The sequence below is a fragment of the Caballeronia choica genome (genome assembly GCF_001544535.1).
GTDB lineage: Bacteria > Pseudomonadota > Gammaproteobacteria > Burkholderiales > Burkholderiaceae > Caballeronia > Caballeronia choica.
The window spans coordinates 24,929-40,807 of the sequence record NZ_FCON02000047.1; the positions used below are offsets into that span (position 1 = coordinate 24,929).

General features: G+C 61.4%; 13 protein-coding genes. 5 read left to right on the top strand and 8 right to left on the bottom strand.

All coding sequences use genetic code 11. From position 1 onward, the window contains the following. Nucleotides 1-7: 7 nt before the first annotated feature. The 8 genes from AWB68_RS20760 to AWB68_RS20810 all read right to left on the bottom strand — a co-directional run bounded on the left by AWB68_RS20760 (nucleotide 8) and on the right by AWB68_RS20810 (nucleotide 10,665). Nucleotides 8-1,468, bottom strand: coding sequence for a M20 family metallopeptidase (locus AWB68_RS20760; RefSeq protein WP_087646229.1), 1,461 nt, complete (start codon nucleotides 1,466-1,468; stop codon nucleotides 8-10). Then, complete coding sequence (locus AWB68_RS20765; RefSeq protein ID WP_087646230.1) at nucleotides 1,465-2,958, bottom strand: amidohydrolase; 1,494 nt, start codon at nucleotides 2,956-2,958, stop codon at nucleotides 1,465-1,467. Before AWB68_RS20765 ends, AWB68_RS20760 begins: the two co-directional genes overlap by 4 nt. Nucleotides 2,959-3,246: 288 nt before the next feature. After that, nucleotides 3,247-4,206 carry a LysR family transcriptional regulator gene (locus AWB68_RS20770; RefSeq protein ID WP_087646231.1) on the bottom strand — a complete coding sequence of 320 codons (960 nt, stop codon included), beginning with the start codon at nucleotides 4,204-4,206 and terminating at the stop codon, nucleotides 3,247-3,249. A gap of 358 nt (nucleotides 4,207-4,564) precedes the next feature. Beyond that, a complete protein-coding gene (locus tag AWB68_RS20775; RefSeq protein ID WP_087646232.1) occupies nucleotides 4,565-4,921 on the bottom strand; it encodes a porin family protein in 357 nt (118 codons plus the stop codon). A gap of 1,372 nt (nucleotides 4,922-6,293) precedes the next feature. Beyond that, a complete protein-coding gene (gene catC / locus AWB68_RS20790) occupies nucleotides 6,294-6,584 on the bottom strand; it encodes a muconolactone Delta-isomerase (RefSeq protein ID WP_087646234.1) in 291 nt (96 codons plus the stop codon). A 61-nt stretch (nucleotides 6,585-6,645) separates the two neighbouring features. Further along, entirely contained in the window at nucleotides 6,646-7,554 is a 909-nt protein-coding gene (catA, locus tag AWB68_RS20795) for a catechol 1,2-dioxygenase (protein WP_087646235.1), read from the bottom strand. Between the two features lie 46 nt (nucleotides 7,555-7,600). After that, entirely contained in the window at nucleotides 7,601-8,758 is a 1,158-nt protein-coding gene (locus AWB68_RS20800; protein ID WP_087646236.1) for a muconate/chloromuconate family cycloisomerase, read from the bottom strand. A 704-nt stretch (nucleotides 8,759-9,462) separates the two neighbouring features. Beyond that, nucleotides 9,463-10,665 carry a porin gene (locus tag AWB68_RS20810; RefSeq protein ID WP_087646237.1) on the bottom strand — a complete coding sequence of 401 codons (1,203 nt, stop codon included), beginning with the start codon at nucleotides 10,663-10,665 and terminating at the stop codon, nucleotides 9,463-9,465. Nucleotides 10,666-11,045: 380 nt separating this feature from the next. On the opposite strand from AWB68_RS20810, the gene AWB68_RS20815 reads away from it, so the two are divergent. The 5 genes from AWB68_RS20815 to AWB68_RS20835 are packed head-to-tail and all read left to right on the top strand — an operon-like array spanning nucleotide 11,046 to nucleotide 15,817. Next, complete coding sequence (locus tag AWB68_RS20815; protein ID WP_087646256.1) at nucleotides 11,046-12,368, top strand: MFS transporter; 1,323 nt, start codon at nucleotides 11,046-11,048, stop codon at nucleotides 12,366-12,368. A 38-nt stretch (nucleotides 12,369-12,406) separates the two neighbouring features. Continuing rightward, nucleotides 12,407-13,624, top strand: a complete 1,218-nt coding sequence (locus tag AWB68_RS20820) for an acyl-CoA dehydrogenase family protein (protein WP_087646238.1) — start codon at nucleotides 12,407-12,409, stop codon at nucleotides 13,622-13,624. A 19-nt stretch (nucleotides 13,625-13,643) separates the two neighbouring features. Continuing rightward, the gene (gene hpaC, locus AWB68_RS20825; protein ID WP_087646239.1) at nucleotides 13,644-14,147 is read left to right on the top strand and encodes a 4-hydroxyphenylacetate 3-monooxygenase, reductase component; all 504 of its coding nucleotides are present in this window, start codon (nucleotides 13,644-13,646) and stop codon (nucleotides 14,145-14,147) included. Nucleotides 14,148-14,149: 2 nt separating this feature from the next. Continuing rightward, a complete protein-coding gene (locus AWB68_RS20830; protein ID WP_087646240.1) occupies nucleotides 14,150-14,851 on the top strand; it encodes an EthD family reductase in 702 nt (233 codons plus the stop codon). A 48-nt stretch (nucleotides 14,852-14,899) separates the two neighbouring features. Then, on the top strand, nucleotides 14,900-15,817 hold the full coding sequence (locus AWB68_RS20835) for a LysR family transcriptional regulator (RefSeq protein ID WP_087646241.1): 918 nt from the start codon (nucleotides 14,900-14,902) through the stop codon (nucleotides 15,815-15,817). Nucleotides 15,818-15,879 lie beyond the last annotated feature (62 nt).

Sequence of the window (15,879 nt, forward strand, 5' to 3'; positions counted from 1 at the left end):
GGTTACGTTAGACCTTCCGATGTTCGGTTGACGGCTGCTTCGCCTTTCGCACGGGCGGTGCCTGCACGCCGGGAGGAATCGGGCTGACGTAGGAACGCCCGTCCGTATGAAGTACTAGCTCAGCCTTCGCGGCCCCGAGATGCGCGGGGTCGAGACACAACTGGACCGCCGTGTCTGCCATGACCTTCGCGGCGTGCACCATGCCCTTGTGCGCAGCCGGCAGCTTGCCCTGCGCGACGAGCTGCCACGTGTGCATGTTCGTGCCGATTGCGTAGCACGCGCCGAGATACTGCGCCGTCGGCACGATCCAGCTCACATCGCCGACGTCGCTCGAACCCGTCAGCGTGCCAGGCTCATCGTGCAGCACAAGTGCGCGCACGCTCAGGCCACGTTCGTTCGGATCGCCGCGATACGACTCGATGCACTCGTGCAGATCGGCGTCGGTAATCCGCTCTGTCAGTTCGCTCGCGAATGCCTGGTCGACTTCGTCGAAAGGCGGTGGCCCGAGCGTTGCGAGCGTCTCCATCATCAATCGCTCGATCACGCCGTTGCGCAGCACGCTCGAACATGCGCGATCGAATTCGATCCTGACCTGCGTATCGGTCATCAGCGCCGCGGCGCGTCCAATCTGCTCGACACGGGCCGCCAGTTGGCGGGTGTCGTCGAGATCGGGAGACCGCACGACGTACAACACTTCGGCATTAGCCTGCACCACGTTCGGCGCGTATCCGCCAGCATCGGTGATCGCGTAATGCACCCGCGCATCCGACGGCATGTGCTCGCGCATGAAGTTCACGCCGACGTTCATGAGTTCGACGGCGTCCAGCGCGCTGCGGCCGAGATGCGGAGACGCGGCCGCATGAGACGCGATCCCCGCGAAACGGAACGCCATCTGAATGACGGCAAGGGACTTGTACTTGAATACGCCTGAATAGGGACCCGGATGCCAGGACAGTGCCGCGTCGAGGTCGTCGAATGCATTTGCACGCGCCATGTAGGTCTTGCCCGCACCCCCCTCTTCGGCGGGACACCCGTAATAGCGCACGATGCCAGGCAACTGGTGGCGCGCGAGATAATCGCGCGTCGCGATCGCCGCCAGCATCGCGCCGGCGCCGAGCAGGTGGTGGCCGCACCCGTGACCATTCGCGCCCTCACAAGCCGGCATCGGCTCGACCGCTCCTGCGACCTGGCTCATCTCAGAAAGCGCATCGTATTCACCGAGAAAGCCGATGATGGGACCACCCTCTCCGCACTGTGCGCTGAACGCCGTCGGAATGCCGCCGACATTGCGCGTCACATGGAATCCTTCGCGCTCAAGCACGGCGAGCTGCTCTGTAACGGATTGAAACTCCTGCCAGCGTGTTTCGGCGAGCCCCCATATCTCGTCAGAGAGCCGGATCAAACCATCCTTCTTCGCATCAACGAGAGCCGCTATTTCCGCCACGCGCTCATTCGACAACTGACTCACGATTGCACTCCTGCGTATTGCGATGGAAAGGCGCCGCGCAACGTGCCACGCCGGCGCGTATCACCGGCGGCTGCGGCGACGGGCGGCTCGACATCGGACGGAATGGGACACTGGTACGCCGCGTCGGCCAACTGCTCCTGTAGCGCCCGTTTCGCGGCGGCGAGCGTGGCCGGATCGTGATACAGCGCTGCCGCCGTGACGGCCAGCACCTTGGCGGTATGCGTCATTCCCTTGTGGGCAAGCGACGACTTGCCCTGCGCGACCAGTTGCCATGAATGGAACGGCGTGCCAAGCGCGAAGCATGGCACGAGGCAACGGGCCGTCGGCACCACCCAACTGACGTCGCCCACGTCGGTCGAAGCGGCCAGCACGGGCGGCATCAGGTCCGCTGGCAAGACAGCGTGGTGGAGTTCGCCCTTCAGATGCGCAGCACCGAATATGGCGAGGCTCGCGTGCGCTTCTTCCTTCGAAATGGCTTGCTGCATCCGGCGCGCGAAAGCCCGGTCGTCGTCGTCGAACGGGACGGGTCCGAGTGCCTGCATGCGCGCATACATCAGATCCGATAGCACGGGATTCGGGCGCATATTCGACATCGCCTTCTCGACGCGCACATGCATCGCCGTCTCGGACATCATCGCGGCGCCCTCGGCGATCCGTAGCAGACGCGCATGGATCGACTGCACGACTTCAAGCTCGGGCGCACGTATCTGGTAGACGACCTCCGCGCGAGCCTGCACGACGTTCGGCGCGCGGCCGCCTGTATCGTGAATCGCGTAGTGCAGGCGCGCGTCAGACGGAATGTGCTCGCGCAAGTAATTGGCCGCCACGTTCATTAATGCGACCGCGTCAAGCGCGCTTCGTCCGAGATGCGGCGCGGCTGCCGCATGCGCGGCCCGGCCGGAAAAAGTGAAGCGCGTGTGCAGTGTGGCGAGCGTCGACATTGCGTCGATCGCATAGACGCTGGACGGATGCCACGTCAGCGCGGCGTCGACGTCGTCGAACACCCCGGCACGCGTCATGAACGTCTTGCCCGCGCCGCCTTCCTCCGCGGGGCAACCGTAATAGCGGATGCGACCCTCGACACCTGTGTCGCGCAACTGATCGCGAACGGCCAGCGCGGCGAGCAACGCTGCGCCGCCCAAAAGATTGTGGCCGCAACCATGACCGTTGCCAGCATTCACGACCGGCGCGCGCGTCGTGGAGCCCGCGACCTGACTCAACTGGGGCAATGCATCGTACTCGCCCAGCAGGCCGATCGTTGGTCCGCCCGCGCCCCATTCCGCAACGAACGCGGTCGGAATGCCCGCAAGGCCTTGTGTCACCCGAAAGCCTTCACGCGTCAGCTCCCTTGTCTGAAGGTCGGCGGACACGTGTTCCGAGTAAGCGGTCTCCGCAAGGTCCCAGAGCCTGTCGCTCAGGTGCGTGCACAGCGCGCGATGAAACTCGACGCGAGCGACCACGTCCCGTTCTGCGTCGTTGAGATTCAACATAATGTGACTGATTAAAAGGTGTTTCAGTGCAGCGCGAGATTGCTCTGCAAGATCGAGGATCGATGACTTGCGGGGTAGGTTGGTGCTGCGCGGTGGACACTTCGCTTGGTCGAGGAAGAAGATCGCGGCACACCATCTCTTCAAAACAAAGGCCGGTGCACTGTCATCGGCTTGAGAAATGGTTATGTTTATTCGTTGACAGGTCAAACCGCGAAAAAAAAACGCGCATGGAACGCGCATCAAATTGCTGTGGCCCGGGTTTTGCTTTGCGCTGCGGCTGGTGCATTGCTAGGGTTGGCTGACCACGCATTCGACCGCCTGAAAGACACGTCTGCTCATTGGGTCAGTTGCATTGGCCTCGTCAAGAATGGTGTCCTTCAGGCTTTGAATGAAGACCTTCGCCGCCGCGCTTAGCGGGGTTCCGCGTCGATACATCAGGTTCACTTCCACTTCGGGGATGGTCTCCGTCACGGGCAGCACGCACAGCCCCTCTTTCGCGACGAGCAGTTCCGCGAGTGGCCAGGGCATGATCGAGAGGATGTCGGTGTTACAGATCAGGCCGATCATCATCGACGAGGAATGCGCGACGTGCACGCGTGGCTTGTAGCGGCGAAAGTACTCTCCGAACGGGCCGTCGCCTTCGGCGTCGCTCTCCGTGAAGTCGCGGTTCAATACCCAACTCGCGCCCTTCAGTTGCGACAACGTGCGGCATTTCGCGAGCGGATGCCCCGCGCGTCCCACTACCGCGTAACTCACGAGGAAGAGCGGCACTTGCTGGAATTCGTCCCGGCATGAAGGCGGACAGGCACGATTCACCGAGAGGTCGAGCGTGCCGTCACGCAGTTTCGGCACGGCGACGCTCAGCAGGCTCTCATAGAAGACGATCCGAGTATCGGGCATTACCTGTTCGAAGCGCTTCATGATGCCGCCAAGCAGCGCGATGGCGACCCACGTCGGCAGCGCAACCGTCAGCCGCTCCCTGCCTGCTCCGGAGAAGCGGTCCATCTCGTCTTGTGCGCGTCGCAACTGCTGAATCATCAGACGCGCGTGCGCCAGCAAAGCGCGCCCAGCTTCAGTCAGACTGATCCCGGAGGCCTCGCGGACGATCAACGCCACGCCAACCTGGGCTTCGAGTTCGCGCATCGCCTTGGTGACCGCTGCCGGTGAAAGTTCAAGCGCCTTCGCGGCGTTGCGAATGCTTCCCGTATCGGAAATCGCGACGAGCGTTCGCAGTTGATGGATCTTCATGAGGGTGGTTTCTCCACATCCAGTTCGCAACCAAAAGTGAACGGGCTTACTTCCAATGATGCCCGCCGCAGCCCTTCTCGCCTGGTGCGCATGCGAACGGGTGAAGGTTCCTTTCGTGCCGATGGGAGGTATCGTCCTCGGGTGTCGGAACACGTCATGGAACATGGTGCAAAGGTAATGCAGTCTGCCGCGTCAATAAAGCGAAAAGCGCGGCCAGATCGACAGGCCGCACGACGCGTGGAGTGAATTGACACGAGCGCAGACAGGCGGGGAAACGCACCTGGCGATGATGAATGCCGGAAAGAAGACGCCGCTGGCATCGCAGCGCCGGTCCTCCAGGCGACGTGCTCGCGCCGCATCAAAAGAAGTGCTGCAGACCGAAGCGCAGCGAGGCCTGCGAACCGCCCGGCGAAGGAGCGAGCGACGGCAGGGCCGCCTTGGCGCCGCCGCTAGCATGTTGATATGTCGCTTCGGCGTAAAGCATGGTGCGCACTGAAAGATGGAACAGATTCGACAGCGCGACCGTGGTGTAGGCGTGGCCGTTGAACCAGGTCGTCGAACCACCCGCGACGACCGCATTGAATGGCGTCATGCTCCAGTTGACGCCCAGCTCCGCAGTCGTAGCATGCGCCGCCTCTGCCGCATTCGAGATTCGCACCGTGTTCAATATGCCATGCACGGCGCACGTGAGGCTCGGCGTCCGCGAGCCCGCCATGCCTGCGATCCGCGTACTGCTCGCGCGAAAACGCGCTGCCGCCCGCGAGGTTCTGACCAAGAAACGACGGATGACCGAGTGTCGTGTTGAACGCATAGGCCTTGTTGCGTGTGTCCGTTGTACACGGCGGACAACTTCAAAGGTCCCGACGCATAGAAAACATCCGTGCCGAAGTAGCGTCCCTACCCCGTCGACGAGTCCGCGAACCCGTACATCACGTGCGCGGACATGCGGTCCCATACTCGGCTCGCGTAACTGATCGTATTGCTGAGCGGCGTGACCGCGGTGTTGTCGATATTGCCCGGATGATAGGCGAGATAAATTACTGATACTGAACCGCCCTATTTACGTTCGGCGTGAACACCTCGTTGGTCAGGTCCCACTGGCGACCCAGGGTAACGCACCCGTAGCGCTCATTCGACAAGCTCCACGCTATTCGACTTAACAGTACGCCTGCCGTTGCGAAACTGCCGGCATTCGAAATTTACTTGACCTGCGAAACTACGAAGTCGCGGCCAGCACCGCATCGATCGTCTCGGCGGCCGTGCTCTTGCCGACGCCTGCTTCGCCGCAGCCGCGTCAACGAGTTCCTGTTTGTTCATGGTGACGTCTTGAAAGTTAGAGCCGGTCCGAGATGGACTCGGCGCCCGTTACCTTACCGAGCGAGCCGCTGGCGTGCAAACCGATGCGCTTTGATGCGAAATGGCCTGTGCCTGTGCCTGTGCTCGCGACTCGAGAAGCGCACTGACGCGTTTCAGTGCAACCGCGAACACTTGGAACCGTTCCCAACGCCCGTATCGAAGCGCGCCTGCTCGATCGCCGCGACGGGCTTTCGTTATCGTTTGTCAAGCGTCGTTGACGCAGGCCGCAAGTGGTCGCTTTAACGCATCCGTCGCGATAGTCTGGGACGTTGCAGATTTCCCGCGAGATTGCGCTGGCGTAGCGTCAGGGCAGGCCGAATCCCTCCCGTCCGCGCCAGAACTCCTTGCACCGACGAGTGGTTGCGATTGAACAATTGGCCAATTTGATGAAGCGTATCGCCTTTGCACCACCTCTCCTACATCTGTGCCTTCTGGTTTTCGCTGCAATCGATCCGAGGTCTCTGCTTCATATGCAACACTCCCGCCGCTCACGCAGCGTCCATTGTGTTGCATCGACCGGTTGGATCCGCAACCCCAAGCCGCCATTCGTCGGCGAAACCTAGACATGGCGGCTTTAATCTGTAAAGCGGTAGCTCAATTCCAGTGGCCGATTAGACGGTGAGCGACACCGGTGCTCTTGTCATTCCTTGCCAGCTGTGAGGCTTCTTGCGCGTCAGCGTAAGGCGCCGCAACTTTAAAGATCTCAACACGGTTCAGAAGACCATAATTCGCTACTGGTCGTTCGCTCGAATCGACGATCCGTGACGGCAGAGGGCCGTCACCTCCATCGTCATATACTGAAAAAGCGGCAAACGACTCAAGACGTCATGGAGATGCGCCGGACTTTCGACATCGAAAACGCTGACATTTGCATATCGCCCCGCGATACGCCACAAATGCCTCCAGACGCCCTCCCGTTGCAATTGCTGCGACATGGCCTTCTCCTCTTCTTTCAGCGCTGCCGCGCGCGCGGCGTCCAACTGCGGCGGCAGATTGACCGTCATCTCGACATGAAACAACATCGGTACTCCTCGAAAGTGAACGCCTCCGCAGTGAAAGCGGAGGCGGGATCCTCGGTATCGGTCAGGCCGCGGCGCGCGCGCGATCCACTTCGGTCGTCGGCACGTCGCTGCGTTCGCTGACGAGCGCGAAGTCGAAGTCGATCAGCGCAAAGTTTCCCTGCACGCCGTAGGGCTTGCCATCCGCACCTTCTGCCTTCTTCACTTCGGGCACCAAACCTTCACGCGTCGCGAACGCGAAGTCGTCCCAAAGATACGGGTCGCCGTCGATGTTAATCTGGGTCGTCAGCTTGCGATAACCCGGCGCCGACACGAAGAAATGGATATGCGCCGGCCGATGTCCATGACGGCCCAGTTGATCCAGCAGTTGTTGCGTCTTGCCGCCCGGCGGTACGCTATAACCCACCGGCACCACGCTCGTGAACGCGTATTTGCCGTCGGCACCGGTGCGGATCGAGCGACGCAGGTTGAACACGGGCTGCGACCTGTCGAAGTGGGAGTAATTGCCGAGATGGTTTGCGTGCCACACTTCGACTAGCGCGTTCGCGAGCGGCTTGCCGTCATCGTTCAGCACGCGACCGCGCATCACGAGCGTTTCGCCGGGATCGGTGCCATCGTCGAGGCGCGCGTGACCAATGGATTCCGGCGCGCCCGCCACATAGAGCGGCCCTTCGATCGTGCGAGGCGTGCCGCCTTCGAGACCGGCCTTCGCTTCCTTTTCGTCGAGACGCGCATCGAGAAAATGTTCAAAGCCCAAGCCCGCCGCAAGTAGCCCGAACTCGCCGCTCTGTCCCGTTTCGCCCAGATAATTCAGCGCGGTCCAGAACTCGCTCGGCGTGACGTCGAGATCTTCGATCGTATAAAACAAATCGCGCACGATGCGATTGACGATGGTCTTCGTGCGCGCATTGCCTTCCCTCGTTGCGCTGTCGTTGATCTTTTGCAGCAGCGCGTCGATGGCTTCCTTGTTCATGTCAATGTCTCCGTGAATCTGTGTATGTGGGGCGGGGTAAGACGACTCAATTCATTGCGACGGTCGCGCCGCGCTTCGTATCGCGCCGCAAGCGCCCGATGCGTTCCCAGTCGAGCGTGACGCCCAGACCCGGGCCTTGCGGCAAATGCAGTGCAAAGTCTTCGTAGCGCAGCGGTTCAGTCAGGATCTCGTCGGTCAGTAGCAGCGGGCCGAACAGCTCGGTTCCCCACTTGAGCTCATCGAAAGTGCTGAAGAGTTGCGCCGAAGCAACGGTGCCGATTGCGCCTTCGAGCATCGTGCCGCCATAGAGATCGATGTTCGCCGCCCGCGCGATGGCCGCGACGCTCGCCGCGCCCGTCAGCCCTCCGGACTGCGCGATCTTCACAGCAAACACATTCGCGGCGCGCGCGCTTGCCAGCGCGAAGGCATCTGCGGGACCGTGCAGCGCTTCGTCCGCCATGATGGGCACGAGCGCCAGTTCCGTCAGACGCTTCAGACCCGCGTAATTCGTCGCATCGATCGGCTGTTCAATCAGGCCGACGCCTGCATCGGCTAAGCGCTTCGCGGCCCACACGGTGTCGCATTCGCTCCATGCCTGATTTACGTCGACGCGCACTTCGCAGCGATCGCCGAGCGCGTGCTTGATAGCGATGACATGGGCGACATCCGCCGCAAGCGCTCGCGAGCCGATCTTCAGCTTGAACACGCGATGACGCTTCTTCTCCAGCATCTCTTCGGCTTCCTCAATATCGCGTTTCGTATCGCCGCTCGCGAGGGTCCACGCGACATCGACCGAATCCCTCACGCGACCACCGAAGAGCTCCGAGAGGGGCACGTTCATGCGCTGCGCCTGTGCGTCGAAAAGCGCGGTCTCCACCGCGCATTTGGCGAACCGGTTGCCCTGGAACAACTCGCGCAGCTTCGACATGGCCGCGCCAGGCCGCGTTGCGTCCATGCCTTTCAGCAAGGGCGCGAAATACGTATCGATGTTGACCTTGATGCTCTCCGGGCTTTCCTCGCCATAAGCAAGTCCGCCAATAGTCGTGCCTTCGCCGACGCCGACGATGCCGTCCGCGCAACGCACGCGCACGAGCACGAGCGTCTGGCAGTTCATCGTCGCCACGGACAGGCGATGCGGGCGAATGGTCGGGACATCGACGAGAATGGTTTCGATCGCTTCGATCGAGACGTGTGAGGCATGCACGAGATGCGTCTCCGGGGTTCGTTGATGCGTGACGCTCAAGCTTGCTAAACCGTGCGTCCCTGCGTTTGGACAAAATTAGCGGACGCCGTCTTACCCGTCAAATCAATCATATATGGCCTCTGTCATTCATCACGTTGATTGGCGCATGCGCGACTGCACAAGCGCAAAAGCCCTGCAAGCGTATTGGGCAGACCAAATTGCAGGAAAGGCGCCCCCACATACGTGACGTTCACCTCGCCGATATTGAACGCGATGTTGCGGCCTTGCGCGTTTGCGGCACGGCGAAATACTGTCCGTGCTCCAGACGGCTTTACGCGCAGGTCAGCGAGATCGTGGCAGGCCCGATTGCATACAATGCACCTGCGCCATAGGCCTCCAATGCTGTCCCGTTCTGCTGCTGGCAATACAGCGCCGATGCGTTCGAGCAGGCGAAGTCGCCGAAATAGCCGGTCGAGATACCCAGCCCGGGAGCGCATGCGAGTGCCGCTCCGCATCTTCGAATGTTTCATGGTTGACGTACATGCGCGCTCCTCGTTGCGTTGCATTGATGGGGATTGTGTTGTATCGACGCGCAGGTTTTTATAAATTCAAGGCGTCAGGCCCCAGGAGTGTTTCCAGGCAGTTCGGGTCTGGCAGTCCCCGAAACGCACGATTGAAGTTTTCGCGCGAGCGTGCAAGAAACTCGCTCGCGCTTGCCTCGTGCTTCAGAACTTGTGCCGAATGCCCACGCGCACCGTACTCTGACGATCGCTCGTCGACGGCGTGAGGTTGTTGATGGCGGCCACCGCTGTGGCGCCGGTCGAATCGGTTCCCGAAGCCTTCTGATAGACACCGATCAGATAAACGTCCGTGCGTTTGGACAGGTAATAATCCGCGCCGATCGCGCCCTGATAATACTTCGCGCCCGGGTTGACGCCGGTGGACGAATCCACGTCGCTGCCCTTCGTGTAGTCAAATGTGGCTCCGAGTATCAATGCAGGTGTGAACTGATACTTGAAGTTGATTTCGGCGTTATTGAAATTCGCGTTGCCGCGATAGCCACGCGGATTAGGTCCCGAAGCAACCGTGTCGCCGAGACCCTTGAACTGTACATTCGAATACGTCGCGCCGATCGTTGCTTGGCCAAACACGTAAGCCGCACCCGCCGCCATCACCTGGTAAGTGTGCGCCGATGCGAATCCGCTATAAACCGGCGACGAAATGAAGTTTGCGCTGGCCGTTGCCGCGGTGCTTGCTCCGTTGTCGCCGAAGAAGCCGACGTTCGGATTGCGCGCGTTCAGATAACCGACGCCTAGCGTGAGCGGACCGTTCGCATACGCCGCGCCCAGCGACCAAAGCTGGTTGCGCGAGACGTCGCCCGCCACGCCGCCAAGGCTATACACGCCGCCGAAATTTAAGCCGTTATAGGGCTTGCTTGTGTACTTGATGGCGTTGTTCACGCGATACGCGTTGTTGAGGTTGTCCAGATCGCCCGGATGCGCACCAATGTAGCCGGCCCACTGCGTGCCCGACTCGAACGGACCGACATAGTCGACCACGGAATCGTATTGACGCCCGAGCAGCACGGAGCCATATCCGCTCGACAATCCCACGTAAGCCTGACGGCCGAACATCAGGCCTTGCGTACTGCCGCGATTCTTTTGTGCGAGCGAACCGTTGTTCGGGTCGAAGCCGTTCTCCAGCACGAACACCGCTGCCAGACCGCCGCCGAGATCCTCCTTGCCGCGCAAGCCCCAGCGGCTCGCCTGGAGGACACCGCTCGACATGTTGTAGAGATTGTGGCCGCCGGCATTGGAGGTCCAGTTCAAGCCGTCGTCGACGATGCCATACAACGTGACCGCGCTCTGTGCCTGGGCTGTGCCTGCCACGGCCAACAGCGCGAGCGATGCGCTCAAGGTGAGTCTCATACGTGCCATGTCCTTCTACCGAGTCCTTCGTTGAAGTGACGCAATGAAAGACCATTGCGGGGATGAAAGCTCTTTGCACCGAAGTCTGCGATCCCATATTGAACGCGGCAAATCAGCCAAAAGCGTATCCATCGATAAGCGCCGCTGATGCGACGTCCAACGCAGGTACTCATGTAGGGGTTAACGCGCGCGGCCCATGCACGAGATTCATATCGCGGATTTTTGGCTCGAATTTGACTGGCGTCGGCGTGGATCATATCGTTCGGCCATGTCGTGTCGATGTGATTCGCCCCGCTCCTCCAGGCTCGTCGTGAAGCGGGAACCCAAACTTTGCGCTCCCCAATTCCATGAATCCTGACGCCTTGAATTCCGATCTGAGCATGCCGCTCGTGTCACAACGATCCGTTCCTTCCACGAGCAATGTACGGCGCGCGGTCACCACTGCCGTGCTCGGGCAGATACTCGAGTGGTATGACTTTTTTCTTTATGGAACCGCCGCTGCGCTCGTATTCGGCAAGCTGTTCTTTCCTGTCGGGAGCGATCCGCTGACCGGAACCATCGCCGCGTTCGGCGGGTTCACCGTAGGGTTCATCGCCCGGCCGATCGGCGGTGTTCTGTGCGGGCATATCGGCGACCGATACGGGCGCAAGGTCGTGATGATGCTCACGCTCCTCACGATGGGCACTGCCACCGCGCTGATGGGCGTGCTACCCACGTATCAGCAGATCGGGATCGCAGCGCCCGTCCTGCTGGTGTTGCTGCGCGTCCTTCAGGGACTTGCCGCGGGCGGCGAATGGAGCGGCAGCATCCTGCTCATTCATGAAAATGCGCCCCGATCGAAACGCGGCGCGCTCACCGCGTGGAGTCCATGCGGCGCAGCGCTCGGTTTTGTGCTTTCGACAGGCGCGTTTCTGCTGGTTCAGAATCTTTCGTCCGTTGACTTCTTGAGCTGGGGCTGGCGCGTTCCGTTCCTCTGCAGCGTCGCACTGGTCGCGCTCGGATTGTGGATGCGCCGTTCGGTGGGCGAAAGCACCGCATTCGCTGAAGTGAAGGCGACGCGCCATGAAAGCCGCATGCCGGTTATCGAAGTATTGCGGCAATGCCCCCGTGAAGTCGCGACCATCTTTGGCCTGCGTTTCGGCGAAGGCGGCGCGTCGTACCTCTTCTTCGCGTTCTCGATCGCATACGGCCAGTTTCTCGGCATCAAATCGAGCTGGATACTCAGTGGACTCACGCTTTCGATGCTGCTGATGATCCCGGTCTCTTTGCTCTTCGGTTACCTGACGGACAAGGTAGGACGCAAGCCCGTCTACCTGGCCGGCGCGATCGCGATGGTGCTCGTCGCATGGCCTTACTTTGCGCTTATCGGCTCCGGCGAATACTGGAAGATCGTCGCCGCGCTCGTGCTCGCCAACAGCATCACGCTCGGCATTCTCGAAGGCGCGCAACCTGCCTTCATCAGCGAGATGCTGCCGGTGCATCTGCGCTTCTCGGGACTCGGCGTCGGGCGGGAGATTTCATCGGTGCTGGGCGGCGGCCTCTCGCCGATGATCGCCACCGCGCTGCTCGCGCATTATCGCAGTGCCGTTCCGGTGGCGCTGTATCTGGGCGCGCTCGGCCTCATCACCGTCGTCGCCACGCTGCTCGCCCGCGAGACGTATCCGAAATCGATGCGTCTCGAAGATCGCCAGGCTTCCAAATGACATCGCCCACTCCCATTCACCAACAAGAGGTAACGCGCATGAACGCCGTTCATACCGCAAGCGCCGGCGCTTGCGCCGCCAACGCACGAATCATCGATATCCAGGACGACTATCCCGAGTACGCGGGCCCGCTCTCTCTGGACGAACTCGTCGTCGAAGTCGAGCGTCGCCGCGACGAATTCGATCGACTCTCGCACGTGCCGCGTGACATGGTCGCGAAGATGAAGCGGGCGGGGATTTTTCGCGCGAGCACGCCGAAGCGTTTTGGTGGCGATGCCCTGCCGCCGCCGCGCTTTCTGGAAATGCTCGAACGTATCGCGATCGCCGATGGCTCGGCCGCATGGGTCGCCGCATTCGGTTCCGCGAACACGTATCTCGCCTCGCTGCCGGTCGAAACCCAGGCGCGCATCTATGCATCCGGGCCGGACCAGGTCTTCTCAGGCGGCCTGTATCCGCTGCAAAAAGCGGAGCGTGCGTCCGGCGGATTCCTGGTCTCCGGGCAATGGCGCTTTGCCAGCGGCTGCAAAGGCGCGGACTGGATCGGCGTGGGCATCGGCGGAGCGCCGGGCAACGCCGGCGATTCAAATGCGGGTAAGCCATTCACCGCAGTCTTTCCCGCGAGCGAAGTGGAGATCGTCGACAACTGGAACGTGGTTGGCATGCAGGGCACGGGCAGCCACGATCTGCGCCTCGCGAACAAGTTCGTCGACGAGCAATGGACGTTCGTCCGGGGCGGTGCGCCGTTGATCGATGAGCCGCTCTATCGCTATCCCGCCGTCGCCTACCAGGCGCAGGTGCATGCAGCGGTGAACATCGGCCTCGCGCGTGCGGCGCTCAACCTGCTTACCGGCATGTCCGGCGTAACCAAAACCACAACGGGCGCGCCGCGTCTCGCCGACCGGGCGTACTACCGCGCCGGCCTCGCGCAAGCCGAAGCGAATCTGCGCAGCGCGCGGGCGTTCTTCTTCGAATCCGCGGAAACGTCGTGGCGCACGGTGCTGAATGGAGATCCCGTCATGCCCGACGAAGCCAATCTCCTTCGTCTCTCCGCCACGCATGCCGCGCACACATGCGCCGAGGTCGTCATGCAAGCGTACAAGATGGCGGGCATCGGCGCCATCTATCGCGAGAGCCGCATGCAACGGCTCGTGCGTGATTCGATCGTCGTCACGCAGCATGCGTTTCTCGGCGAAGGCACGTATGACGCTTCGGGCGCACTATTCGTCGGCATTGCGCCGGTGACGCCCTATCCCTGATCGACTAGGAGCAACTGTCATGAACCGCGACGACACACGCACGCAGTTTCGAAACGCAATGGCATCTCTCGGGGCGGCTGTCAATGTAATCACGACGGACGGCTCGCACGGCCGCTGCGGCATCACGGCGAGCGCGGTCTGCTCCGTGACCGATACGCCGCCGACCATGCTCGTGTGCATCAATCAATCGAGCTATGTGCACGATGTACTGCACGGCAACGGGCATGTCTGCATCAACGTGCTCGGTGCGCGCTCTCAGGAACTGGCGCGCGTGTTTGCTGGCATGACCGGCTGCTCGATGGAAGAGCGGTTCGACGGAAGCGCGTGGCAAAGCGGCCAGCTCGGCGTTCCCGTCCTCGACGACGCAATAACAAGTCTCGAAGGCAGCATCGTCGACAGCAAGACTGTCGGATCTCACTCGGTAATTTTCGTGCAGATCGAAAGCATCGCGACGCGCGATGACGGCGATGGACTCGTCTACTTCGGCAGACAGTTTCATCAACTCGCTCGCGAGGCCGCCTGATCATGCAAGCTTGTCTCTTTCTCTTCGGCGAGCGCGACGCCGCGGCCTTGTTCGACATGTCCGCATTGCAGGAGGATGCGGCTCGAATCAACGGCCTGCGTCGGCTGATCGTGCATGAGCCGATCGCCGGCGAGGTCGATCCGCGTATCGCGCAGAAACAAGATGCGCCGTCGTACGTACTGCAATGGTACTTCGAAGAACTCGCGCCGCTTGAGGCCGCACTCGAAGCCGATGGTGCGATACACCGTGCGTTGCATTCTGCGGCGCACGAGGCACTGAGCGCGTCATCCTTCACGCAACAGATCATGGCCGTGCGCACGCTGGCGCCGCCGCACGCCGCCCCGAATCGCGAGCACATCAAACGCTGCACATACCTCGTCGCTTACGAAGGCCCTGCCGATGACTTCAATGCGTGGCTCGCGCATTATCTGCGGCATCATCCGCCGCTTATGCTGCAATTGCCCGGGTTGCGCGAACTGGAAATCTACACGCACATCGACAGCACGAGCGGCTTGCCGTTCGGGCAAGCATTAGCCATGCAGCGCAACAAAGTCGTTTTCGACGACTTCAGCGCGCTTGCCGACGCACTCGCTTCCCCCGTGCGGGATGCGATGCGGCGCGACTTTCACGCGCTACCGCCCCACGGCGGTGCAACTCCGCATTATGCAATGCGCAGCACATACGTTAATCTCGCGACATACTGACCGGCCGTCGCGCGTGACGCGATGTGCCTTCGTTCGCGAGAGAAGCGCATGAACAAGCCGAATCTCGGCATCGCCGATCTGAACCTGCTGCGCGTGTTCCTTGCCATCTGGGACCTGCGCAGCCTCACCGCCGCCGGGGATCGTCTGGGTCTCACGCAGCCCGCGGTGAGCCACGCGCTTCGCCGCTTGCGCAATCTCTTCGAAGACCCGTTGTTCGTGCGCACGCCAAACGGCATGGTGCCGACCGATGCCGCGTTTCGTCTCTATCCGCCACTCGCCCAAGCCTTTGCGATTATCAACGAAGCGATGCAGCAACTCGCGAAGTTCGATCCGGCGACCGCTCAGCGCGTATTTCGCGTATCGATGTCGGACATGTCGGAGTTCTACTTCCTGCCCCCGCTCATCGCGCTGCTCGATCGCGAGGCGCGCGGCATTCGCATCGACATAGCAAATGTTCCAATCGAATCGGTGAGCGCGGCCATGCGCACCGGTGAGATCGATCTCGCGCTCGGCTATGTTCCCGGTCTCGACGCCGGCTGCGTGAGCCAGACGCTCTTCCTCGATGAGCACGTGTGCGTGGTGCGCGCGGGTCATCCGCTGCGCAAGGCAAAACCGAGCCGCGAAGACCTCTCCGCGTTGCGCTATGTGTACGCGAGCACCAATGCAACTGGTCATCGTATGGTTGAACAGTGGCTCGACGAGCTCAACCTCAAGCGCGATGTCGTGCTCAGGCTGCCACATTTCGTCGTCGCGCCGGAAATCGTGCTGAACACCGATCTCGCCGTTATTTTCCCTAAGAGCATCGCGCGGCGCTTCAATCGCGGCAAGGCGTTTCGCATACTGCCGCTGCCGTTCGCGCTGCCGCCAATCGAAATTCAGCTGCACTCGCATACGCAATTCGCGGCGGACGCGGGCCTTGCCTGGCTGCGCGAAACCATCCACACGATGTTTCATCAACTCACCTAGCGCATATTTGCCGCACTGATATCCGAAGGTCTTTTTGGCCAATTTGACGCCGATATCTGTCA